Origin of the sequence: Maribacter forsetii DSM 18668, from assembly GCF_000744105.1 — a bacterium.
Lineage (GTDB): Bacteria > Bacteroidota > Bacteroidia > Flavobacteriales > Flavobacteriaceae > Maribacter > Maribacter forsetii.
In genome coordinates this window covers 2,870,160-2,893,986 of the sequence record NZ_JQLH01000001.1, presented here as the reverse complement: position 1 = coordinate 2,893,986, position 23,827 = coordinate 2,870,160, and the positions used below count along the sequence as shown (strand labels likewise).

The window sequence follows — 23,827 nt, the reverse complement described above, 5'->3', positions numbered from 1 at the left end:
GCTTTTTTTATAATTATTATTAACTCTATTCAATAATACCGGCACAACTTACACGTGCACCAGCATCTCCGCTAGGTTGCGAGGTATAGTCATCGACACCTTGGTGAACAATGACCCCTTTGCCTAAAATATTTTTGTTTTCATCATCACAGCCAATACACCATTCTTCTGTTTCAAATTCAACTTTTGCATTACCATCGGCATCTGCGGTAAAGTTACCAATATCACCTTTGTGATAACCTTCAGAAGCTCCCCATTTACCATGTGGTTCATTTGTTGGGTTCCAATGACCGCCAGCAGAAGAACCATCAGCTGCGGTACAATCTGCCGTTTGATGAATATGAATGGCATGCTCACCTTCAGATAAGCCAGATAACATGGCTGTCATTTCTACTTCTTCATCATCTTGGGTAAAGATTACTTCGCCTTTTACATTACTATCACTTTTTGGTTCTAGCATGAATTTAACAACGGTTTCATCCTCATCCATTTCATTTTTTGCTTCATCCATTAAATCTTCAACTTCTTCTTTGGCGTCAGAAGCCTCTTTTTTTACCTCTTTGCAGCTAAAGACAGCTAGTAGTGCCAATAGTGCCAATTCAATTTTAAATATTTTCATTTTGATAGTTTTTATTGTGAATAGGAAAATTATAATTTAAAACAGTCAAAATCAAATATTTACATGATATGAGCAATCCTTTTTGTCTTTAGGGCAAAAAAAAGAGGAGCTCATGAGCTCCTCTTTTATATTGTAAAAATTAACCTTTTTATTTTGTCAATAGCACTTCTGCTTTAACGGCAACCTCGCTCCATGTTTTACTAACACCATCTTTACCTGTATGTAAAATTTCACAAGCTTTATTGATAGAAGCAACGGCATCCATTGCATTCCAATTTGCCAAATCCATAGTACCCGTGAAGGTGATTTTATCATCACCGTTCATTTCATATGCAAGCGGAATGTTTTGTGTTTCTCCGTTCAAGGTAACATCAATAGAACCTTGGTCTCCATCAACTTTAAAAACACCAGAAATTAATTCGGTATCCTTTAATACGCCAAAGAAAAACTCTAATAATTTAGGATCTCTTGTTCCTGTTGGGTCGTTAGTGAATAAGCTACTAACAGGAATACTAAACTCAGTTCCGTTTAAGGCTTCCATAGCAGTTGCACCGCTATTTGTTTTTGTGAAGTTTATCTTTTTGAACATGCCACCAACAGGTACTTTATCTGTTGTCTTGTAAGCGGTAAAACTTACTTTTGTTGAATCTTGTACTAAGCTGAACATTTCAGTTGCTTCGCTTGTTGCTTCAACGCTTTTAGACTCTTCACTTTTTTTAGCGTCTTTACAACTTGCAAAAACGATTAAAAGTGCACTAGCGAATGTAAGTGCTATTTTTTTCATGATAATGTGTTTTAATTATAGTATAAATTTACTTCTTCTTTTTAAAAATGCCACGTAAATCAGTGTTATAAAATAATCCTACTTGAAAACGATCAAAATTAGTCTCGCTAAAGTGATTTTTTAAATAGCCCACCTGCATGCTCAAACTCTCGGTAACATTGACACCAAGCGCTGCATAAGCTCGGTTTTGACCAAAAGCATCATTTTGTAGATTGATAAAAATTTCATCGTAAAAGTTTAGAAAAAAGATATCGGTTAGGGGCAAGGTCATTTGAATTCTATACCTCGCTCTGTGCAATGTATTACTGATTCCAGAAAAATTATTTTGAACAAACCGTTGTTCTAAACGATAGCGATGCTCGAAATTAAATTCCCATACTTTATTTTTAAGAATGAACTGCTCAAAAATGCGGTGCTCTGAAATAGCATTATTTTCAAAAATGGCATCATCACCAAAAACATCAAATTCCCTAAAGGTAGGGTCGGTATCAATAAAGCCGTACCCCAAAGTGGCAATGGCATTAGGATTAATATGATAATTTACTCCTGTACGCAGCAACAACTGATTAAAATTAGATGCCATTTCATAATATCTAAACTGCGCTTCGGTATGTATACTCCATTTATCGGCAATTTTATTGGTTCCAAAATACATGAACCAACTACCAAAATCGTCTTCACCAGTAACTTCACTTTGGGCATTGGTATGGCTAATTGCTGTTAATAATACTAGTAACGTAATAACTTTCCTCATTCTTTAATTTAATGTGTAACTAAAATAGTGGCTCTTACTTATCGCCGTCTTCAATAGGTGCTCCTTTATCTTTCTTTAAATACAAATCTAAAAAATCTAAAACCCTACTGTAGGCTTCGATCTGATTTTCTTTTTTGACAAAACCATGTCCTTCATCTTCAAAAAGAACATATTCTACAGGAACTCCGTTCTTTTTTACTCCTGCAACAATCTCATCAGATTCAACTTGTAACACACGTGGATCTTGTGAGCCTTGAAGTACAATTAAAGGCTTGGTCACCTTATCGGTATGGAACAAAGGTGAGATTTCTTTTAAACGTACCGAATCTGCACTGTAGGGATCACCCAATTCTAGATAAAGAGCATCTTTAAAAGATTCCCACCATGGTGGTATACTTTTTAGTGTTCTTATCCAATTTGTTACTCCGAACAAGTTAACACCAACTGCAAATTCTTCAGGAGTGTATGTCAATGCTGCCATGGTCATATAACCACCATAAGAACCACCTATGATTCCTATTTTATCGGCATCGATTTCAGGTTGAGCCGCAAGCCAGTTTTTACCTTCAACACAATCTTTTAAATCTTTATCGCCATGGTTTAAATCATCCATTTGGTAAAACGTTTTTCCATAGCCGCTACTACCACGGTTGTTTACAGCAAGTACAGCATACCCATGATTAGTAAGGTATTGAATGAAAGAACTAAAATTTTGTCTACTTTGTCCGCCCGGTCCTCCATGAACCCAAACCAAAGCGGGTACTTTTGCATCGGCATTTGCTTGGTGAGGCTTATAGTAAATGGCAGGTATTTCAACTCCGTCAAAAGACTTATAACGTACTACTTCAGCAGAAACAAGATCCTCTGCTTCAATTTCAGGATTTAATACTTCCGTTAATTGCTTTTGTTCTTTCGTTTCTAGATTATAGACATATAAATTACTTGGAGTATGCGAGCCACCTGCGTAAAAACGCATCCATTTTTCGTCTTTTGAGAAATCTACATTGGTTATTGCCATGGCATCAAACTCAGGTAAATCAATATTCTCCATAGTGGCTACATCCATCACTTCAATAGTGTTCTTTGCATCTTCATTGATATAGGTAACTAAATAACTACCGTTATCTGTAAAGTAACTACCTAAAATATCCCAATCACGGGTAATCACTTTTTCGGTCGCGCCAGATGCAATGTTATACTTCATTAAGTATGAAAACTCACTGCCTTCATCTGTGGTATAATAAAGTTCATCGCCAGAGGGAGAAAAATCTTGACTACTATTCGCACTTTGCGTTTTATTGATCTTAATTTTCTTCTTTGTGGATAGGTCATATAGGTATAAGTCTGAATCGTTGGTATTTAAAGATTTACCCAATGTCAAATATTTTTCATCCTTACTAAGGTTTCCAATTTCATATCCTTCTTCATTCTTAAAAATTAATTTAGGCGAATAATTAAGAAAATCCATTTGATACAGATCCATGTATTTAGCATCTCGCTTGTTTGATGTAAAAAAGAAACTTTGGTCATCTTCTGCCCATCCTTGAAAACTAGCCCTAGCACCTTTGGCAGGCGTAAGATCTGTAAGGCTACCATTTAGATTGCGGATGTAGATATGGTATATTTCATCACCATTACCATCCATACTAAAAAGCATTCGCTCATCTCTAGGAAAATAGGAAATCGCAAAAATAGAAGCACTGTCAGATTGTGTTATGGGCGTTAACTCACCACCTGTGGTAGGCACGGTGTACATATTATATATACCAGACCTATTACTTGAAACCAATAATTTAGAATTATCACGATAAAAACTACCTCCAGAAATAGCTTCATTATCCATCATTTGTTTAATGGAATATTGATCAGGTATTTTGTTGATTTCTACTTCTTTTTGCTCTTCCTTTTGAACTTCTTTTTTTTCTGTACAACTCCAAATAAGAGCTATGGCAAAACAAGCGAATAGTTTTTTCATAATTGATGGTTTTAAGTGAGTATGCCTAATATTATGAGAATTATTTTAAACTAAAGGTGTCTACTTCCTTGAACGGAGAAAGCTCTAAGCTTTCCATAGTTGATCTGTAAGCTTTCCATTTAGTAGAGAAAAATGAATTCGTTTTCTCTAGAGCCCCTTCTAGTTCCTCTTTTGCAAATTGCATAAGCTGCTTTTCTGTAGCAGTCATACCTGCTTGTCTAGAACCAACATAACGTCTTGCAATTTGTAAACGCTGCATTACCGTCATCTCTTTGCTACGGGTAATACCTTGTCGCTTATCAACTTTGCCTAAATAGATTGCAGTTACAGAATCTATTTGTTTGATGATATCTTTAGAAGCAACAATCTGCTCTTTGTATTTTTTATCATCTTCCTTCTTTAGTTCTTTTTGAAACTTTTCTGCTGTTTCTTTACTTTTTGCTAATTGTTGTACGGCATCCGCAGCTTTTTGCATGTATGATTCTAGAACTTTTCCGTTGTCATATGCTTCATTGATAGCTACGGTAGAAACGTTTAAGCGAGGGTCAGAAGCTACTGTGATTTTAGTTTCTTCTTCCATGTCACCATAAAGCATTTTGATAGTGTAAGTTCCTGGTTTTACATCTAAACCGCCAGATTCTTTCTTTTTGGTAATTACTTTCCTGGAAGGTCTATCTGCACCTTTTTCATCCATTCTCCAATATATTCTATGGAAACCTGCTTTTTCTGGAGTCTTGTATTTTAAAGTACGAATTAATCTTTCGCCATCATAAAAATCGAATTGGACAGAGTCTTTCTTTTGAACTCCTGTTAATTCTACTTTCTCTGTTTTTTCTTCGGATGTCTTTTCAGCATCTTTCTCTTTCTTATCTCCCTTTGGAATTCCTTTTTTAGCAGCTTTCTTACCTTCTTTTAGATAATAGGTAATCATAGCCCCAGACTTCTTGTTTTCACCTTGATACAGTCCGTCGCCACCAAAACGACTTCCCGTTGGTTGTTGATAAGCTGCTTGATATGCCGTTGGAGGCGTGAATAATTCGATATCTTTATTTAGAATGGTTGCATCAGCAGCCAAAGCGCGTAAGGGACGAATATCATCTAATACCCATGCAGCTCTACCAAACGTACCTATCACCAAATCATGCTCTCTTGGGTGAATAGCTAAATCTTTTGTGGATACCGTTGGGAAACCTTCGGTCCATTTTTGCCATTTTTCACCTGCATTGAAAGAAACATATAAGCCATCATCAGTACCTAAAAATACCAAATTCGGATTCTCAGAATCTTCTATGATTGATAACGTATAGCTTTCTACATCAGAAGCATCAACAACTCTTGTCCAGCTTTTACCATAATCTTTAGTGCGGTATGCATACGGAGTGTAATTGAACCTTCTATAGTCATTAGCGATTAAAAGTGCTTCCCCTTTATTACGGGTAGATGCTTTTATCTGAGGGATCCAGCTTCCTTTTGGTAAGCCTTTAATATTTGCGGTTACTTCGGTCCAAGTTTCTCCACCATTTTGAGTGTAATGCACACGACCATCATCAGAACCTGTCCATAACATATCTTTTTCAACAGGTGATGGCTCAATTACCAAAATAGTAGTGTGGTTTTCTGCTCCCGTTGCATCCATGGACAATCCGCCACTTTCACTTTGTTTTTGCTTTTCAGGATCGTTGGTAGTTAAATCTGGAGAAATTACTTTCCACGTCAATGCCTTATCTGTACTCTTGTGTACAAACTGACTACCAAAATAAAGGGTGCTATTATCAAAAGGGTCTTGGCTAATTGCCGAATTCCAGTTGAAGCGAAGTTCAGTTTCAGCATCTGGTGGAGTAGGACGTACAATGTAATTATTACCCGTAACATGATCAAAACGTTGTACGTTTCCTTGCTGACTCATTGTATAACCATATCTAGAATCTACAGGATCGGGTACCACATCAAAACCATCACCAAAACTTATTTCTTGCCAGTAGCTATTTCGAATTCCTTGAGCTTTCCAAACATAAGCAGGACCTCTCCAGCTACCATTATCTTGCATACCACCGTATACATTATAAGGATACTCATTATCAGTTGCTATATGGTAAAATTGCGCAACCGGTAGGTTACCTACAAAACGCCATGTTTTTCCACCATCTTTAGAAATATTCAATCCGCCATCATTACCGTCCATCATAAACTGTCCGTTTTCTGGGTGAATCCAGAATGCATGGTGATCAGGGTGTACGCCATTATCGGCACGGTAAGCAGGCATTAGTTGTGTAAAGTTCTTACCACCATCTTGCGAAACGTTCACGTACGTAAATACTGAGAAAACTCTATTTTCATTTTCAGGGTCTACATATATTTCGGAATAGTAAAAAGGTCTATTACCGATATCATTCTTATCATTGATTTTCTTCCATTTAAAACCTCCATTTTCAGATTTGTACAGCGCATTCTTTTTGGCTTCCACCAAAGCGTAAATAACATCGGGCTTACCAGGAGCAATGGCAACACCAATTCTACCTAAATCGCCAGCAGGCAGACCATCTTCTTCACTAAGTTTTTTCCAATTCTTACCACCATCATGGGTAATGTATAAACCACTACCAGAACCACCAGAATTAAAGAACCAAGGCTCACGCTTATGTTCCCACATGGCAGCGATAAGTTTGTTCGGGTTTGTTGGATCCATAATCAAATCGGCAACCCCCGTTTTATTATTTACGAAAAGCACTTTCTCCCAAGTCTCACCACCATCGGTAGTTTTGAAGACTCCGCGTTCTGGGTGTTCTCCCCAAGGAGAGCCAATGGCACCGACATACACGGTATTCGGATTCATTGGGTCAATTTTAATTCTATGAATATGTCTCGTTTTTTCAAGACCCATAGATTTCCATGTCTTACCGCCATCCAGAGATTTATATACTCCGTAGCCACCATTCAAACTATTTCTAGGATTACCTTCTCCAGTACCTGCCCAAATTACAGACGGATTACTTTGCTGAATGGCAACGGCACCAATAGAAGCCGTTACTTCTTTATCAAAAATAGGATCCCATTTAATACCGCCAGATGTAGATTTCCACAATCCGCCAGAAGCGGTACCTACATACATAATATCAGGGTTGGAATTTACGACATCAATACTGGTAACACGACCGCTCATACCACCGGGACCGATGTTACGGGGTTTCATGTCTTGTACCATGTCCATTTTAAATTCTTGTGCAGAAACGAAAAAAGATGCAAAAAGCACCAGCAAGGAGAGTAATCTTGAAGTCATTTGAGTGGTTTGTTAGTTATGTGCTTAAAAATAGCGGAAAAGAAAGGGAAGTATTCTTAAAAGGATGTTAACAGTATGCGGTTTTGAATTATCCGTAATTCTTTAACACTTTTGCGGTTCAGTGTTCAGTTTCAGTTGGCAGTATCAGTTCTCAGTGTTCAGTAGGCAGTATCAGTAGGCAGTATCAGTAGGCAGTTATGCTATGCAATTCTCGTAAACGTCTTTGCGAGGCACGAAGCAATCTGTTTAAGAGGAGCACCAATAGTTCTCGACTGCGCTAAGGATAACAATGCGTTTGTAAGTATTTCAGTTCGAGTGGCTTTTTAGTTGTAGCATAGCGGAAACTACAAAGTTGTATCGAGAACCATTGGAACACATAAAGGTTCTCGATACTAATTTCTCGTTCCTCGAAATTCACTCGAACTGACAACACGTATTTAGGTCACAGAGCGTATTTCAGTAGGCAGTAACAGTAACAGTTGGCAGTTTTAAAGACGTCTTTGCGAGGAGCTTTGCGCGACGTGGCAATCTGTCAGTTTGGAACACCGATAATTCTAGACTGCGCTCGAACAGACAAGATTTTAGTCAGGTCACTGAGCGAAGCCGAAGTGACCTGACAACGGACAACGGACAACGGACAACGGACAACGGACAACGGACAACGGACAACGGACAACGGACAACGGACAACGGACAACGGACAACGGACAACGGACAACGGACAACGGACAACGGACAACGGACAACGGACAACGCACAACGAACAACCATCAACGAACCTCAAAAATCCCAAACAACTCATTGCCCTGCCTAGGCTTAATAGAGTTATAACAGGGATCGAAAGTGATCGTTTTAAAATAGGGTGATAAATAATTGGTGTACAGATCTTTGTTTCCACCAAATGGGCGTTTTTCCATGTTGTCGGTTAATGGAATATTAAACCAGAGTCCCACTAATTTACCAGTTGGTTTTAGTAGTTCAGCCATGTGTTTGGCATAGGCATTTCTATTATCGTCAGTGGGCACAAAAGAGCAGAAAAAAGTCTGTTCTAGTATAAGATCGTACTGCCCATTGAACTTAAAAAAATCTGCTTGATGCATATTCTCGTCTGGGAAATGGGGATTCCTTTTTTTGAATTCTTTTAGCGGAATTTCAGAGATATCTAGAATATGAACATTTTTGAACCCTGCTTTCCACAGGTATTCCGCTTCATAGGCATTTCCGGCTCCTGGTATTAAAATCTGAATGGTCTTGTCGGTTAATTGATCAACATATTCTTTAATGGGTGTAGATGGGTAGCCAATATCCCATCCTGTTTGTTTTTCGGTATAACGTTGCGTCCAATAATTTTCTTCTTCTTTCACTATAGTATCATGATTATCTGCGATAGTAAATTTATACAGATTTGTTGGGTTTTGGCAAAGTATGTACAAAAGTCTACCAATGACCATACATAGATTGTAGCAAACAATTGTAATCCTTATCTTTCGAAACTACTATAGACCAACTAACTAAACGTATGAAATATTCTTTTTTGACCGCCTTAACGGTATGCTTAACTTATGTATGCACGGCACAAACGAATCCGCAATGGGCGCGTTATCCAGCAATTTCTCCCAATGGAAGCACTATTGCATTTACTTATAAAGGCAATCTATTTACGGTACCTGCAGAAGGTGGTGTAGCAAAGCAGTTGACGTATCATTCTGCTCATGATTTTAAAGCAGTTTGGAGTAAAAATGGAAAGAAGATAGCATTTGCCTCTAATAGATATGGCAATTTTGATGTTTATGTGATGGATGCCCAAGGCGGTGAGGCAACACGATTAACTTACCATAGTAAAGACGAAACTCCCTATAGTTTTTCTGCCGATGATTCAGATGTACTATTTGGAGCAGCAAGATTAGATATAGCTCAGCATCGCCAATATCCAACAGGTTCACAGCCAGAATTATATAGCGTTCCTGTAAACGGTGGGCGAGTGGGTCAAGTATTGACCGTGCCTGTAGAAGATGTACAAGTAAATGCAGACGGTACACAAATGGTATATCATGATAAAAAGGGATACGAAGACGAATTTAGAAAGCATCATAAATCTGCCATAACTAGAGATATTTGGTCGTATAATCCATCCACAGGTAAGCATACAAAATTAACCAGCTTTAAGGGAGAAGATCGCAATCCCGTGTTTTCTAAAGATGGTAACGTAGTTTATTATTTGAGTGAGCAAGAAGGTACGTTTAATGTCTTTTCAATTGCTATCGATGGTGGAGCTGAACCTAAGAAATTGACCGATTTTAAAACCCATCCGGTACGTTCATTAAGTATTGGTAATAATAAATTGGCATTTGGTTACGATGGTGAAATTTATACCCTATCAGAAGGGGGAACAGCGAAAAAAGTTGAAATCATTGTAAGAACACAAGAAGACAGTAATCCTATAGAATATGTATCTGTAAACGGTGGTGTTCAAGAAATGGATGTTGCTCCTAATGGTAAAGAAATCGCTTTTATAAGTAGGGGCGAAGTCTTCGTAACATCGGTAGATGGTTCGTTAACAAAACGTATCACCAATACCCCAGAACAAGAACGATTTGTAAAGTTTATGCCTGATGGTAAATCTGTTGCATACTCTAGTGAACGCAATGGTAAATGGAGCATATTTTCATCTTCTAAAGTCCGAAAAGAAGAACCTTATTTCTTTGCGGCAACGTTGTTCAAAGAAGATACATTGGTCACTTCAAAAGAAGATATCTATTTGCCAGAATTCTCACCAGATAGCACCTATGTTGCCTATGTAGAAGGTAGAAGAACGATAAAGGTGAAGAACTTGAAAACGAAAGAAATTACTACTTTAATGACTCCTGACAATGTAATTCACATGCAAGACGGTGATCAGTATTATCAGTGGAGTCCGGATAGTAAGTGGCTGTTGGTAGATTGGAGTGTTTCGTTGAATAATACCGAGTTACTGTTGATTTCTAAAGATGGTAAACAGCGTAAAAACTTGACTCAAAGCGGTTATTATGATTTTTCACCTAAATGGGTGAACGATGGTAGTCAGATTGTCTATTTCTCGAATCGAGACGGACTTAAAAGTTATGCCACCAGTGGTTCTTTTGAAACAGATGTGTATACCATGTTCTTGAATCAAGAGTCTTGGGATAAATTCAATAATACAAAAGAGGAGTACGATTTGTTGAAAATGATAGAAGAGGCTGCCAAAGAAAAAAAGGACGAAGCCAAATCTGATGATAAAAAGAAGAAAGATAAGAAAGACGAAAAAAAGGAGGTAAAAAGGGTGAAATTCGATTTGGAAGATGTAGAACGCAGAAAAGCGCGTTTAACCATACACTCCTCTAAATTGTCAGATGCCGTACTTTCTAAAGATGGAGAAAAACTGTATTACCTGACCAAGTTTGAAAAAGGCTTAAACCTTTGGGAAACAGAAATACGTACTAAAAGCACCAAAATGCTTATAGCCTTAGATGCTAAATCAGGAAGTTTACAGTGGGATGCCAAGAAAGAGCAACTGTTCTTATTATCTGACGGTAGTATATCTAAAGTTGATGTAGCCACTAGTAAGACAGAACCGGTAAAAGTAAAGGCAGAAATGGTTTTAGATGCCGATGCAGAGCGTAAGTATATGTTTGATCATATTTGGTTGCGTACCAACGGTATTTTCTACACCTCAAATTTTCACGGTATAGATTGGAAAGCGATGCGTACCGAATACGAGAAGTACTTACCGCATATTGGTAATGGTTTTGAATTCTCTGAAATGGTTTCAGAAATGTTAGGCGAGCTGAATGTGAGTCACGCCGGAGGTCGTTTCTCCGCCAATATCGAAAACGGAGATCAAACAGCTTCCTTAGGTATTTTTATAGATTACGAGCATAAAGGTGCAGGATTGAAAATTACGGAAGTTATTAAAGGCGGACCCTTAGACAAAGCAGGATTTGATATACAGCCAGGTACTATAATCGAGAAAATCAATGGTGTTACCATAGGCGAGTCTACCGATGCCGCTTTCTACTTAAACCGTATAGCAGGTAACTTTACCTTGTTAGATATTGTCGATGAAAAAGGCAAGAGAAAACAGCTAACCGTAAAGCCTATTTCTTTACTCGTAGAAAACGGATTGCTATATGACCGTTGGGTTAAAAATAACGAAAAAGAAGTATTGGCAAAAAGTAACGGCACATTGGGCTATGTGCACATACCAGGCATGAGCGACGGACCATACCGTACCATTTATGAAGAAATGTTGGGTAAATTCAATGATAAAAAAGGAGTAATTGTAGATACTCGCTTTAATGGCGGTGGCGACTTGGTAGCCGATCTGGCAATGTTCTTTACAGGGATACCATTTCTATCTTATGAAACCGAAGATAGGGTAGTAGGTGGCGAACCAACCTCTCGTTGGACGAAGCCGACCTTGGCAATGTTCAATGAATCTATGTACAGTGATGGATCTTGTTTTGCAAGCGGCTATGTAGATTTAAAGATCGGTAAAACAGTGGGTATGCCTGTTCCGGGTACCTGTAGCTTTGCTGGTTGGGAACGTTTACCCAATGGAGGTGTTTGGGGTGTTGTACCCGTAAGTGCTAAAAACAAAGCAGGCGAGTGGATGGAAAACAATGAAACCAACCCAGAAATTATTATTAAGAACCAACCTGATGTCATCGCAAACGGTATTGATCAGCAATTGGAAAAGTCTATTGAGGTGTTGATGAAAGAGGTGGAGTAGTGTTTCGCTTATTTAGTAAATAAGAGACGATTACTACTATACTTATATATTTAGAAATATGTACAACTGTCTGTATATACTAGTTGTACACAATTAAAACCGAACTCTGAAAATGTGTGAAATTGATTGGAATTTATTTTTTGACTTGATAAAGAGCTTATCAATTATTATTGCATCAGGCGCAGCAATTTACGGAATAAACTCTTGGAGAAGAGAAGCTAAATGGAAAAGAAAATATGAATTAGCAGAAGAAACATTATCTCTTTTCTATGAAGTACAAGATGCTATTTCAATTATTAGAAGTCCCTTTGGACATATTGGTGAAGGTAGAACAAGGAAAAGAAACGAAAATGAAAGACAAGAAGACTCTGAAATTCTTGACCGAGCATATGTAGTAATAGAAAGATTTGAAAAGAACAAAGAACCTTTCCACAAATTAAGAGCTCTAAAATATAGATTTATAACATTATTTGGGAAAGAGTCTGAACAGTATTTCAATGATATTGTAAAACTTACGAATCGAATAATGACCGTTTCTGGATTTTTAGGAAGAAGGTATTGGAAAGACCAAGGTAGAAGAAAATTTACAGACGAACAGTTTGAAAAACATTTGAAAGAAATGGATAAATATGAAGCTATAATTTGGGAAGATTACGGAGAAAATGGTGACGAAATAAAAAGAGAATTAGAACAAATTATAGGCGGAATAGAAAAGATTTGTAATTCAGTTTTAAGAAAAAAATAACAATGTATAACCGCAATTACGGTGGATTCGACTACGTTCGAATCCATTCGGAATTGCAAAAATCAGTGCTAAACCGAAAATAACGCATATTAACCCGTAACTGACGGTTATACGAGACCGTTGTAACACATTAGAGCAAACATAGTATTATGAATGGAAATCGAAATAATTCAATAGAAATCAACAAAGAAGAGTTTCGAAAAATCGGACATCAATTAATAGATGATATTTCTGAGTTACTTTCAAGCATTGATAAAAGACCTGTTACTGTAAAAGAAAGTCCAAGTCAATTACAAAGTATCTTGGGAAACACTTCCTTGCCAGAAATGGGAATACCCGCAACCGAACTGATTTCTAGAGCAACGGACTTATTACTTAACCATTCATTACTTAATGGACACCCTAAATTTTTAGGCTATATTACTTCATCTGCTGCCCCAATTGGAGCTTTAGCCGATTTATTAGCAGCAACTGTAAATCCAAATGTTGGAGCGCATATTTTAAGTCCAATGGCTACTGAAATTGAGAAACAAACTATTCAATGGCTATCAGAGTTCATTGGTGTTTCATCTAACTACGGAGGAATTTTAGTCAGCGGAGGAAATATGGCAAATTTTACAGCGTTTTTAGCAGCTAGAACAGCTAAAGCGCCTGAAAGCGTAAAAGAAGATGGACTTTCAAACATATCCCAAAAGCTAACTATTTATTGTTCAAAAACCACACATACCTGGATTGATAAAGCAGCTATATTATTTGGATTAGGCACAAAATCTATTCGTTGGATTCAAACTGATTCTTCAAATAAAATGGACAATACAGTACTAGAAGAGACAATTAAAGAAGATATAAAAAATGGTTTTAAGCCAATTATGGTTATAGGTACTGCTGGTGATGTTAGTACTGGAGTGGTTGATAATTTAAAAGGTATTTCAACTATTTGTAAAGATTATGATTTATGGTTTCACATCGATGGAGCTTATGGTGTTCCAGCGACAGTTATTCCAAAATACAAAAACCTGTTTGATGGTCTTTCAGAAGCTGATTCTATTGCTCTCGACCCACATAAATGGTTATATAGTCCACTTGAAGCCGGTTGCATTTTGGTTAAAAATCCTCAACACTTAATAAATACCTATAGCTCACATCCAGAATACTATAATTTTAGGAAAGATGAAAATGAAATTGTTCAAAATTTTTATGAATATGGACTTCAAAACTCACGTGGCTTTAGAGCTTTGAAGGTTTGGTTATCATTACAACAAATAGGTCGAAGTGGTTATGAAAAACTAATTGGTGAAGACATTGAACTCTCAGAAATATTATTTGACTTAGCTAAAAAAAATTCTGAATTAGAGGCAGTCTCTCAAAATTTAAGTATCACTACTTTTAGATATACTCCAATCAATTCCAAAGAAAGTAATGATTATATAAATAAACTAAATGAAGAATTATTGAATGAATTACAAACTGGTGGCGAGTTATTTTTATCAAATGCTATTGTAAGTGAAATGTATTGTTTAAGAGCTTGCGTTGTTAATTTCAGGACTTCAAAAAAAGATATTAAAGAGATTATTGATATAATAATTAGAGAGGGAAGAAAGACTCATTCGAAATTACAAGAACGAAAAGTGAATTAATAACGTGTTACAACACCGTGTTAATTAATTGCTGGGGAGTGGATAAAGTGTGTCTCGGAAATCTTAGCGGATTTCCCAACTCATACCCCTTTTCCTATCTTAGTACTTAAAGCAATTAATCATACACAAACCTTTGTAACCAATAACACCAACCATATGAAAAAATCAATCATTATTCTGACAACAATTATTTTATTTGTGCTTCCACAAATAGTTATCTCTCAAAGCAACTCATTTGTACCTGTGGATTTTAAAGTCCCTGATACACTTGAGAATCAACATTTCAGAATTAGAATGCTGACAGTTAATGATGTTGTAAAAGATTATGACGCGGTTATGACGAGTCTTAGCCATTTACAAGAAATGTTCCTTCCAATATGGAACTGGCCAACAGAGGATTTATCATTCGAACAGGATTTAATTGATTTGGGATGGCATCAAAAAGAGTTCCAAATGCGAAGTTCGTTTGCGTATACTGTTGTAAGCCTTGATGAAAGTCAAGTACTTGGATGTTTGTATATTGAACCTTCCAAAAAGGCTGATTTTGATGCTGTAATTTATATGTGGGTCCGACAAAGTGAGGTTGCAAACGGACTTGACTCAATTCTGTTTAGCACGGTAAAGAAATGGATTGACAACGAATGGACTTTTAAGAACCCTGCATATCCCATTAGGGAAATAAGTTTGGAGAAATGGATGTCAATGAAATAAATAATTACTGGCTACAACAAAACCAATAAACAATACGGGCTTCGGGCTTAATCGCTGGGTTTGTGTATTTTTATGAAGTCCGAAAAATCTTATGGATTTTGCTCTGGACAGGAAAAAATAAATCAAAACAATAAGATTTCGCTATGTGCGTGGCGGAAAGCAAACGCTAGTTTGCTCCCGTACTGTTCATAGGTACTGTGTCAAAAAACAAGTTTTTTCTTTAATAATTTAGGAAACAGGTTGATTTATCAAACTGTTATCCCGCGCAGCAAGGGCTTCATGCTTTTGCTGCTTTTTTATTTCAAATTCAGCATCATAGTTTTCTTCATTCTTCCATAAGGTATACATCAATATCAATAGTTTTCTCTGAACCGCTACGAGCGCCACCAAAGGCTTTGCCTTGTTCGGTTTCAGTCTATTATAGAACTGTTTCAATGTCGGGTTACAGCGTACGCAGGTCATCGAGGGCATATGCAATACCGCCCTGATATGGCTGTTTCCTTTTTTGCTGATCCGGGTATTTCCCTTGAAGTTTCCCGATTCCCTCAGTACCACATCATAACCGGCGTAACTTGCCAACTGCTTGCCACTGACTATGGATTCAAAACCCAATGTTTCCCCGACCACCGTAGCCGCCGATACAAAAGATACACCAGGGATGCTCGTCAAATATTCAAGTTTACTTTTCAACTCTTCGTTATCCGCTATCAATGACCGCATCTCTTGTTCAACTGCCGCTATTTGTGTATTGAGAAGCTTCAATCTGACCTTGTGCCTTTTTAGCGCCCTTGCATTGCTATGCACGCTCGATGCAATCGCTCCTTGCCGATTGGTCTCCATGGTCCTATCGTTGAGCAATGAACTACGTTCCCTGCTCAGACCCTTTAACTCTTGCAGCTCTTTACTGGGCGGGTGCCAAAGACGGATGTTTCTTTCCAATCCCAGCATACTGAGCATTCTACTGTCAAGTGCATCCGTTTTCGAACGTTGGTCCAAACTCTGCGCATAGCGCTTTACACGGCCCGATTGCATTACACAAACGCGATAGCCCAGTTCGTATAGATAATGAGCGATACCTTGATGATATACTCAAGTAGCCTCCATGACCACTAACAGTTCCACTTCAGGGTTCACCGATGTTCTCAACCATCTCAAAAGAACCTTATAGCCCTCTATGTCATTGGTGATATCCGGATGGTACTCGAATTCCTTGATCAGCTTATCATTTAGGGAACCTAGTGATAACGACAGGTTCAATTTGGAAACATCAATGCCAAGACTCTGTTTTAAACGCTTTTCCATTTCTTCGGTTTTTAAGCTATAACTCTCTTTATCATCCTTGCTCGCATTTGATTCGATCTCTATCCAAAGGATCTAGGTACTGTCCGGATTCCAAGAAAATTATAGAAGGGCGGGATTTCTAAGAAACGATATCACCCTAACGTGTATCTAGCCGAGACCTCTCTGTCCCTTCTATTTTAGCTGTTGTTTAATATATAAGCTACTACTTTTATAAAAGTAGTAGCTAAAGAAGAATTGTTCATCTATGAAACGACATCATTGAAAATGTATCTAGCTTAACCGCTTAATCAACCTCCTTTTATTTATATAATTATAGTATCTTCAAACTAAGAACCAAACATACGAGCTCAACCGTTATGCACAAGCAAAAAAAAGGACAATGACATTTAACGAAATCTGGGATAAACATAAAGGTCATTTACTTAATTTCATCAAAACCAAAATTGATGACGAACATAATGCAGAAGATATTTTGCAAGAAGTTAGTATAAAACTACATGGCAATTTAAATCGTAAAACAGAAATCAAGAACCATAAAACTTGGCTCTTTCAAGTAACTAGAAATACAATTGCAGATTATTATAGAAAGAACAAAAAACATTCTGAATTATCAATAAACCAATCTGAAATTAATATCAATTCAAGTGCTTGTGTATGTGATTTATCAGGTTTTGTAATTCAAACTTATTTACCCGAAAAATATAGCAGACCACTTTATTTAAGTGATATTGATCAAAAACCACAGCAAGAAATTGCTGAATTGCTTGATTTGAGTCTAACAGCAACAAAATCAAGAATACAAAGAGGACGAAAAAAATTAAAAGAGTTAGTAAGTGATTGTATTGATATTTCTTATAACAACAAAGATCAAGTCTCTGATTTTCAGTTAAAAAATAACTGCGAACTTCCTCAAGAATTAAAAACTGAAATGGAAAGAATAAATTTAATTCCATAATCCTGCATCTTTTTGCTTTCCTCTTGCGACTACAAGAGAAAGTAAACAAATGAAACATAAAATTACATCCTCACTAGTTGTACCAACATTATTAATTTTAACAGGCATATTTAGTTATTTAACACTTCAAAATAATTGGAATTTTGAAATAGTATCCTTTTCCATTTTCCTCTTTACCCTTTTTTCCATTTTAATTTTAGAGCGAATCATTCCGTTAAAGAAAGAATGGAAGCCTAACAAACAGGAACTTTGGACTGATATTAAACATTTTATTTTTTCTACAGCCATATTTGATGCTTTTGGAAAAATGCTTGCATTATCATTGGTTATTTATCTTCAAGAAAAAATCATTACAACAACTAATTTCTGGAATTCCTTACCATTTTTAGCAACATACATTATTGCTAATCTGATAGGCGAATTTCTTCCTTATTTATATCATAGGATTAGTCATAAAGGAAATACAAAATCGTATGTAAGTTTTCTTTTGTGGAAAATACATTCTATTCATCATTTACCAACAAGTTTAAATTGGTTTAAAACAAATTGGATTCATCCTATCAATATTTTCTTAAATACCTTTTTAAAAATGACACCTATTTTACTTTTAGGGTTTAGTCAAGAAATTATTTTTTTAGTAGGTATTACACACGTAGTAATTGCCTACATCTCTCACGCAAACATTCAAACAAAAAAAAGCTTTTGGGATTACCTGATTGTAACACCTCAAATTCATCATTTTCATCACAGTAAAAAATTGGAAGAAGCTAAAAATTTCGGGAATATTTTTCCTTTTTGGGACATATTATTTGGTACATATTATAACCGAAAAGGTGCTGTTGCAGAAGTTGGAGTTATTAAAAACTATAAAACAAATTATCCAAAAGATAAAGAATACTTTAAGCAACTATTATTTCCGATAACGACCACAAAGGAATGTTGTGAATGAAAATGCCTGTGCATAACAAAGAACTGAGGTAAAAAACAAACAAATTCTTCTTTAATCTGAGACAATATTATCCTATGCCCATAGATTCAAAAAACAGATTCGTGAGCTTTTTTTATTCAATTTACCTGCTATTTATCTAGGCAATACAGAAACGTAGGTTTCATCATATGGTTTGCCAGATTTTGCGATAGCAAAAGACTGCTTTAATAGTTTGTTGGCAACGGCTATCAGTGCTAATTTCTTGCTCTTACCCTTGTTCACGATCCGCTCATATACCTCTTTGCACGCCTTGTTGTGTTTACAGATTAAAACTGAACAAAAAAAGTGTGGCTTATATCGACAAGGTTAATGGTCATTCATCATATTATCAAACAAGATTAGATTATTATGACAAGAGAGCTAGTAAAAACGTTTGCTAAAACAACCTAAACGTAATGGGAACTTTAGGGCAAAACCGAAAGGCCTTATAAACCTGCCTTCCGACAGGTTTATAAGGCCGCTAATCCCGATAGCTATCGGGAATGGATTTAACTTTGTACAAGTAAAAATAGATTAAACCCTAATCTTTAACTTGTGTAAACTATGTCTCTAACGAACAACTCCAAAAATGATTTCAGAATATATATAGATATCAAATTAAGGATAGCAGTCATTTGTCAAATTGATAGGAATCTTTTCAAATCACAAAGCAAGGCATTGTTTTGGAAACGTAGCTGGGGAATCAATATCACCGATAATGCTGCAAAAATTATATCGCCATAGCTACCTGAAAACGACAATTAATTATCAGGTGGATTGCATTCATAAAGATCCAGATGATACCCTTGATGCAGTACTAAATTCTTAATAGAATGAATTTTCCGACGGGATAAAAATAAAAATTGAAAACATTTAAAATCAGAACATTAGATACTATTTTTCAGTAGTTTCTTTTATATTTGAATTATAAAAATCGACCAATTATGAGAAACATTTTCACAGCCTTTTTGCTAATAAGTTTATTGTTCCTTCAAACACTGGAAGCACAGCGTTCACCAAAAAGAGCAACACCAAGAGGAGCACAAGGAGCTACATCTACATCCAAATCTGCTGGAAAGTTTACTGCTTTGTCGCAACAACATATAGAAAAAGCTATTAATTTATTAGGCATAAAGTTAGGACAAACATTAGCTGAGGCTAGAGAAACAGTAGAGAAAAATGGTGGAGAAATTATTTGGTTGGGAAGTCGAGACCCTAACTTTACGGAGTCAATAAGAAACCTTCAAAGAGCTTCTAAAATAGATTATTTTGAATATGCAGCACATTCTACTAAGAATTTAAATAAAAAATACGTTTCGCATACTCCATACAGTCGAGAGGATGTAGTCATTAAATTAACTGTTTATCCAAAATCCGCAGGAAATCTAAAAGACCCCAATAATTTAATAATATATAAGGCAGAAATCTCTTTGGGTTTTCAGCCATCACGCAATGAAGTAATCTATGACAAAGTTAATTATGTTGATTATACATATGAAGATTTTCATGCAGTTATGGAAAAAAATAATTATAAGTTATATCAGAATCAAGGTGCATATTTATCCTATAATAAAAATGGAGCAAAAAGTTTGGATATTGGCAATTTGAAAGTTTCTGGTGGAACTTGGAAACGAGATAATATTAGAACTGCACCTAGTAATAAATTAACCTCAATGAGTGCTTTTTTTCCTAAATATGCGCATAGTCTATTGCAGACAAAAGAAAATGGCGTAGACCAAGTTGTTACATATAAGCCTTTAAGCGAAATGATTGATAAACATGAAGGCGTGGGGGCTTTTCAAACCTATTTAAAATATGGCAATTCCGTTGTTTTGACATTAGTTCAGATAAAATCAGAGAAAGACCCAAATATATTTCTATTAAATAATATTGGTCTTAGTTACCAAGACGCAAATTTGATGGCAGATGCTTACAATGGTTTTTATAATGCACTATATAAGGAGTAGGGCGGTCATTATTAGTTTGTATCTATAAAAGTAATATGTTTAGAAACCAAAGCTTTTTATGACCTTATAGATAAGGTTGTTAAGCGCATGAAAGGAATTGAAAGTAATAGGAAACAAGACAAATGGGTATCTAAACAAGAAGCAATGCGTTTGCTTCGAGTAACATCTAAAACTACCATTTCCAAATTGAGAAGTAACGGAATGGATTGAAATTGATACAGAAAATAAACTAAACAATAAGCTTTAGCTTCGTACATAGACGGAAATGAAAATGTTTCCTTGCCTCCGCACTATGCATAGCTGCGGCGTTCTTCATACTAATAAACGAAATAGATAATAAAAAGGTAAAGCCGAAAACCGACCAATGTAGGCACTAAACAATCAGAATTATGAAAAAACCAATTGACCGATTGACAATACTCGCAACACTTTTTGCATTCGCTTTTGTATTCCAAAGTTGTGAACAAAAACAAAAGGAAGAAACTAAAGAAGTGGAAAAAGAAGTAGTTGTTGCACCCGAAAAACCTGAATATTTTCTATTGCGTCCAGAAGTAGAAAAGGCATACGGATATTCACACGCCGTAAAAATAGGGAATAGCATTAAAATTTCTGGAGCAGTAAGTATGGATGATGAAGGAAATCCAACGGCTATTGGCGATATTGAACAGCAGATGAAAAACTGTTATGCTGATTTGGAAAAAATATTAAAACACTTTGACTGCACATTTGACGATGTTGTAAAAGAAGACATTTTCACAACTGATATGGCACAAATGTTGGAAAAATCAGCATATCGAGCTGAAATTTATAAAAACCGGTTTCCAACTGGCTCTTGGCTTGAAGTAAAAGGATTAGCATTGCCTGAATTTATGGTTGAAATAGAACTTGAAGTACATGAATCGAAATAAAAAGTACGACAGCAGAACAAGGTGATTGAAATTACATTTTGGCACCTACAAAAAAATGGTTTTTATTTGAAAATGGAACGCATGGAGTACAAATTGAATATCCAGAAAAATATCTTTGGATATATATTAATGAAATATTGAAAAAATAACTGCTTGGAGATGAAAATGAAAGGTTGCTTACTTTTACATTAAGCTCACAATTACCCTGCTTATCATACGGAGCTGATTAGCAATAATAGAATTTGAACGCAAATGGAAAAGAAAAAGATACATTTTGACAATATGAAAAGTTGGATTTGGATATTCATTCTATTCCTTTCTCTAATTTTTATTTTGGTGGGTTTTTTTGAATTATTTGAATTTGAAAATCCAAAACTGAACAAAAGAATAAGTGCTATTGGATTTTTTCTACAAGTGATATATTTCAGTAAAATGTTTTGGTATAAAAATTATGTTCAATGGAACAAAAAAGGAGTTATAATAAGAATTAACTCTTGGGCTTCAAAATCTTTGAATTTTAATCAAATCAAAAAGACTGAAATGGTTGAAAAAAAGTTAATAATAACAAAAGACAGCGGCATTACAGTTACGTTTGACTTGAATGAAATTAAGGAAGCTGATTCTCAAAAACTGAATGAGATAATAGTAAAAAATACTATTGCCAATAACGTATAACGCAAGTAACACAAATTGGACAATATTTGAATCTGCTCGGAATGACTAACATTAGTTCTTTACCTAATCCACCACAAAATGAAAAACTTATTCACCCTTCAAAATTTAAAATTCGTATTAGGTTTCGCTACCGGTTTTATAATTTATGATGCCTTTGCAAAAGATGAAATCGACTGGGTTAAAGCAATTGTAGTGGCTATTCTGTCAGTGGTTATAATGTTTGTAATTGATAGGCTTAAAAAATAGAATTAAATTTGCTTCGACCTTAGGCTTGAAAATTCTTCTAACTCCTATACCGGTCACTAGTTAACGCAAACATTCAATTCATTTTATACCAAGTCTAAAACAACCACATGATTACATTTATTACATCCATTATCCTATTGGTATTGGGTTATATCACCTACGGCAGATTTGTAGATAAAACATTTCAACCAAATGAAACAGAGAAAACTCCCGCACATACTATGGAAGACGGGGTTGACTTTGTACCCATGAACAGTAATAGAAATGCTTTTATTCAAATTCTGAATATAGCTGGTGTAGGTCCCATTTTTGGTCCCATATTGGGTGCTTTGTATGGTCCCATCGCATTTATTTGGATTGTGCTTGGGTCTATCTTTGCAGGTGCGGTTCATGATTACCTAACCGGTATGATCTCGTTACGTTTTGGTGGTGCACACTTACCGGCATTGGCATCGCGTTTTTTAGGAAAATCTTTTAGTCACGTTGTAAACTTCTTTGCGCTATTACTCCTAATTTTAGTAGGTACTGTTTTTGTAACTGCTCCCGCAAATATGATTAATGATGTTATAGGTTCAGAAACAAGCTATTTGACCATAGTACTTTTTGCCATATTTCTCTATTACATAGTTGCAACCTTATTACCAATAGATAAAATCATAGGTAAAATTTATCCTGTGCTTGGTTTGTTGCTCATATTAAGTGCCATTGGTATTTGCATAGGTATGTTCGTTGTAGGCAATCCTATTCCAGAGCTTACATTTCAAAATATGCATCCGCAGAACATACCTTATTTTCCGGTAATTTTCTTAACCATTTCATGTGGTGCCTTATCAGGTTTTCATGCTACGCAATCTCCCATAATTTCACGTACCATCAACAATGAAAAAGATGGAAGAAAAGTGTTTTACGGTATGATGATACTTGAAGCCGCTATTGCCATGGTCTGGGCGGCGGCGTCTATGAGTATTTTGGATGGAGATTCCTTAAATGAGCTTTTGCAAAATGGCGGACCAACCGCTGTGGTGAATAAAATAGCTACCATTTCTTTAGGAACTATTGGTGGTACCATTGCCGTTTTAGGTGTAATTGTATTACCTATTACATCAGGAGACACTTCATTTAGAGCGGCACGCATGATTATTGCAGATTATTTGAATATAGACCAGAAAGTATTAAAGAATAGATTTATGGTGGCTATTCCGCTCTTTATCGTTTCATTTATACTTACAAATATGGATTTTCAGCTATTATGGAGGTACTTCTCATGGGCAAACCAAGTAACTGCTTCCATAGCTCTTTGGATTGGTGCTGTATATTTATATCAAAAGAAAACGTATTATATCATTGCTTTAGTTCCGGCATTTTTTATTACGTCCGTGGTTGGTTCTTATATTTTTTATGACCCAAACGTTGGTTTAGGATTGGACATTGAAATTTCTAATTGGATAGGGATTGGAATTTCTGCTGTACTAACAGTGTTATTTTTTAGAAAGTTGAAAGATGGAACAAGTGCGTTGTAATTACATGATATTTTAATACCAACTAAACTTAAAAT

19 protein-coding genes and 3 pseudogenes are annotated in these 23,827 nt (G+C 36.0%); 13 read left to right on the top strand and 9 right to left on the bottom strand.

Going from position 1 to position 23,827, the window contains the following annotated elements:
• Positions 1-25 precede the first annotated feature (25 nt).
• The 6 genes from P177_RS12405 to P177_RS12380 all read right to left on the bottom strand — a co-directional run bounded on the left by P177_RS12405 (position 26) and on the right by P177_RS12380 (position 8,773).
• Positions 26-619 carry a superoxide dismutase family protein gene (locus P177_RS12405; protein WP_036155186.1) on the bottom strand — a complete coding sequence of 198 codons (594 nt, stop codon included), beginning with the start codon at positions 617-619 and terminating at the stop codon, positions 26-28.
• A gap of 148 nt (positions 620-767) precedes the next feature.
• Positions 768-1,403 (bottom strand): YceI family protein, encoded by a 636-nt coding sequence (locus P177_RS12400; RefSeq protein WP_036155184.1) that lies wholly within the window; start codon positions 1,401-1,403, stop codon positions 768-770.
• 28 nt (positions 1,404-1,431) lie between these two features.
• A complete protein-coding gene (locus P177_RS12395; protein WP_036155183.1) occupies positions 1,432-2,157 on the bottom strand; it encodes a DUF2490 domain-containing protein in 726 nt (241 codons plus the stop codon).
• A gap of 34 nt (positions 2,158-2,191) precedes the next feature.
• Positions 2,192-4,132 carry a S9 family peptidase gene (locus tag P177_RS12390; protein WP_036155182.1) on the bottom strand — a complete coding sequence of 647 codons (1,941 nt, stop codon included), beginning with the start codon at positions 4,130-4,132 and terminating at the stop codon, positions 2,192-2,194.
• Positions 4,133-4,172: 40 nt separating this feature from the next.
• Positions 4,173-7,409 carry a VPS10 domain-containing protein gene (locus tag P177_RS12385; RefSeq protein ID WP_036155179.1) on the bottom strand — a complete coding sequence of 1,079 codons (3,237 nt, stop codon included), beginning with the start codon at positions 7,407-7,409 and terminating at the stop codon, positions 4,173-4,175.
• 770 nt (positions 7,410-8,179) lie between these two features.
• Complete coding sequence (locus P177_RS12380; protein ID WP_036158340.1) at positions 8,180-8,773, bottom strand: methyltransferase domain-containing protein; 594 nt, start codon at positions 8,771-8,773, stop codon at positions 8,180-8,182.
• A gap of 155 nt (positions 8,774-8,928) precedes the next feature.
• On the opposite strand from P177_RS12380, the gene P177_RS12375 reads away from it, so the two are divergent.
• The 4 genes from P177_RS12375 (at position 8,929) to P177_RS12360 (ending at position 15,252) form a co-directional block, all read left to right on the top strand.
• Positions 8,929-12,159 (top strand): S41 family peptidase, encoded by a 3,231-nt coding sequence (locus P177_RS12375; protein ID WP_036155177.1) that lies wholly within the window; start codon positions 8,929-8,931, stop codon positions 12,157-12,159.
• Between the two features lie 112 nt (positions 12,160-12,271).
• Positions 12,272-12,904 carry a hypothetical protein gene (locus P177_RS12370; RefSeq protein ID WP_051941823.1) on the top strand — a complete coding sequence of 211 codons (633 nt, stop codon included), beginning with the start codon at positions 12,272-12,274 and terminating at the stop codon, positions 12,902-12,904.
• 149 nt (positions 12,905-13,053) lie between these two features.
• Positions 13,054-14,541, top strand: a complete 1,488-nt coding sequence (locus tag P177_RS12365) for a pyridoxal phosphate-dependent decarboxylase family protein (RefSeq protein WP_036155175.1) — start codon at positions 13,054-13,056, stop codon at positions 14,539-14,541.
• 198 nt (positions 14,542-14,739) lie between these two features.
• A complete protein-coding gene (locus tag P177_RS12360) occupies positions 14,740-15,252 on the top strand; it encodes a GNAT family N-acetyltransferase (protein ID WP_245233037.1) in 513 nt (170 codons plus the stop codon).
• Positions 15,253-15,480: 228 nt separating this feature from the next.
• Here P177_RS12360 and P177_RS12355 read toward each other — a convergent pair.
• Positions 15,481-16,329 (bottom strand): annotated as a pseudogene (locus P177_RS12355) (IS110 family transposase); the annotation flags it as partial.
• 12 nt (positions 16,330-16,341) lie between these two features.
• The gene (locus P177_RS12350) at positions 16,342-16,554 is read right to left on the bottom strand and encodes a hypothetical protein (RefSeq protein WP_036155171.1); all 213 of its coding nucleotides are present in this window, start codon (positions 16,552-16,554) and stop codon (positions 16,342-16,344) included.
• Between the two features lie 379 nt (positions 16,555-16,933).
• On the opposite strand from P177_RS12350, the gene P177_RS12345 reads away from it, so the two are divergent.
• Together P177_RS12345 and P177_RS12340 are read left to right on the top strand one after the other, a co-directional pair.
• Positions 16,934-17,509, top strand: coding sequence for a sigma-70 family RNA polymerase sigma factor (locus P177_RS12345; protein WP_036155170.1), 576 nt, complete (start codon positions 16,934-16,936; stop codon positions 17,507-17,509).
• A 49-nt stretch (positions 17,510-17,558) separates the two neighbouring features.
• Entirely contained in the window at positions 17,559-18,458 is a 900-nt protein-coding gene (locus tag P177_RS12340) for a sterol desaturase family protein (protein WP_036155169.1), read from the top strand.
• Between the two features lie 132 nt (positions 18,459-18,590).
• On the opposite strand, the pseudogene P177_RS20110 reads toward P177_RS12340, so the two are convergent.
• Positions 18,591-18,761: pseudogene (locus tag P177_RS20110) on the bottom strand (IS110 family transposase); the annotation flags it as partial.
• Between the two features lie 379 nt (positions 18,762-19,140).
• Between P177_RS20110 and P177_RS20380 the strand changes: the two are divergent.
• The 7 genes and pseudogenes from P177_RS20380 to P177_RS12320 all read left to right on the top strand — a co-directional run.
• Positions 19,141-19,305: pseudogene (locus P177_RS20380) on the top strand (site-specific integrase); the annotation flags it as partial.
• 115 nt (positions 19,306-19,420) lie between these two features.
• Positions 19,421-20,443 (top strand): hypothetical protein, encoded by a 1,023-nt coding sequence (locus P177_RS12335; RefSeq protein WP_036155168.1) that lies wholly within the window; start codon positions 19,421-19,423, stop codon positions 20,441-20,443.
• An 87-nt stretch (positions 20,444-20,530) separates the two neighbouring features.
• Complete coding sequence (locus P177_RS20490) at positions 20,531-20,653, top strand: hypothetical protein (RefSeq protein ID WP_262493316.1); 123 nt, start codon at positions 20,531-20,533, stop codon at positions 20,651-20,653.
• A 179-nt stretch (positions 20,654-20,832) separates the two neighbouring features.
• Positions 20,833-21,351, top strand: a complete 519-nt coding sequence (locus P177_RS12330) for a RidA family protein (RefSeq protein WP_036155167.1) — start codon at positions 20,833-20,835, stop codon at positions 21,349-21,351.
• Between the two features lie 252 nt (positions 21,352-21,603).
• Positions 21,604-22,026, top strand: coding sequence for a hypothetical protein (locus P177_RS12325; RefSeq protein ID WP_036155166.1), 423 nt, complete (start codon positions 21,604-21,606; stop codon positions 22,024-22,026).
• Positions 22,027-22,104: 78 nt separating this feature from the next.
• Entirely contained in the window at positions 22,105-22,272 is a 168-nt protein-coding gene (locus tag P177_RS20105) for a hypothetical protein (RefSeq protein ID WP_157486553.1), read from the top strand.
• 107 nt (positions 22,273-22,379) lie between these two features.
• The gene (locus P177_RS12320) at positions 22,380-23,792 is read left to right on the top strand and encodes a carbon starvation CstA family protein (protein ID WP_036155164.1); all 1,413 of its coding nucleotides are present in this window, start codon (positions 22,380-22,382) and stop codon (positions 23,790-23,792) included.
• Positions 23,793-23,827 lie beyond the last annotated feature (35 nt).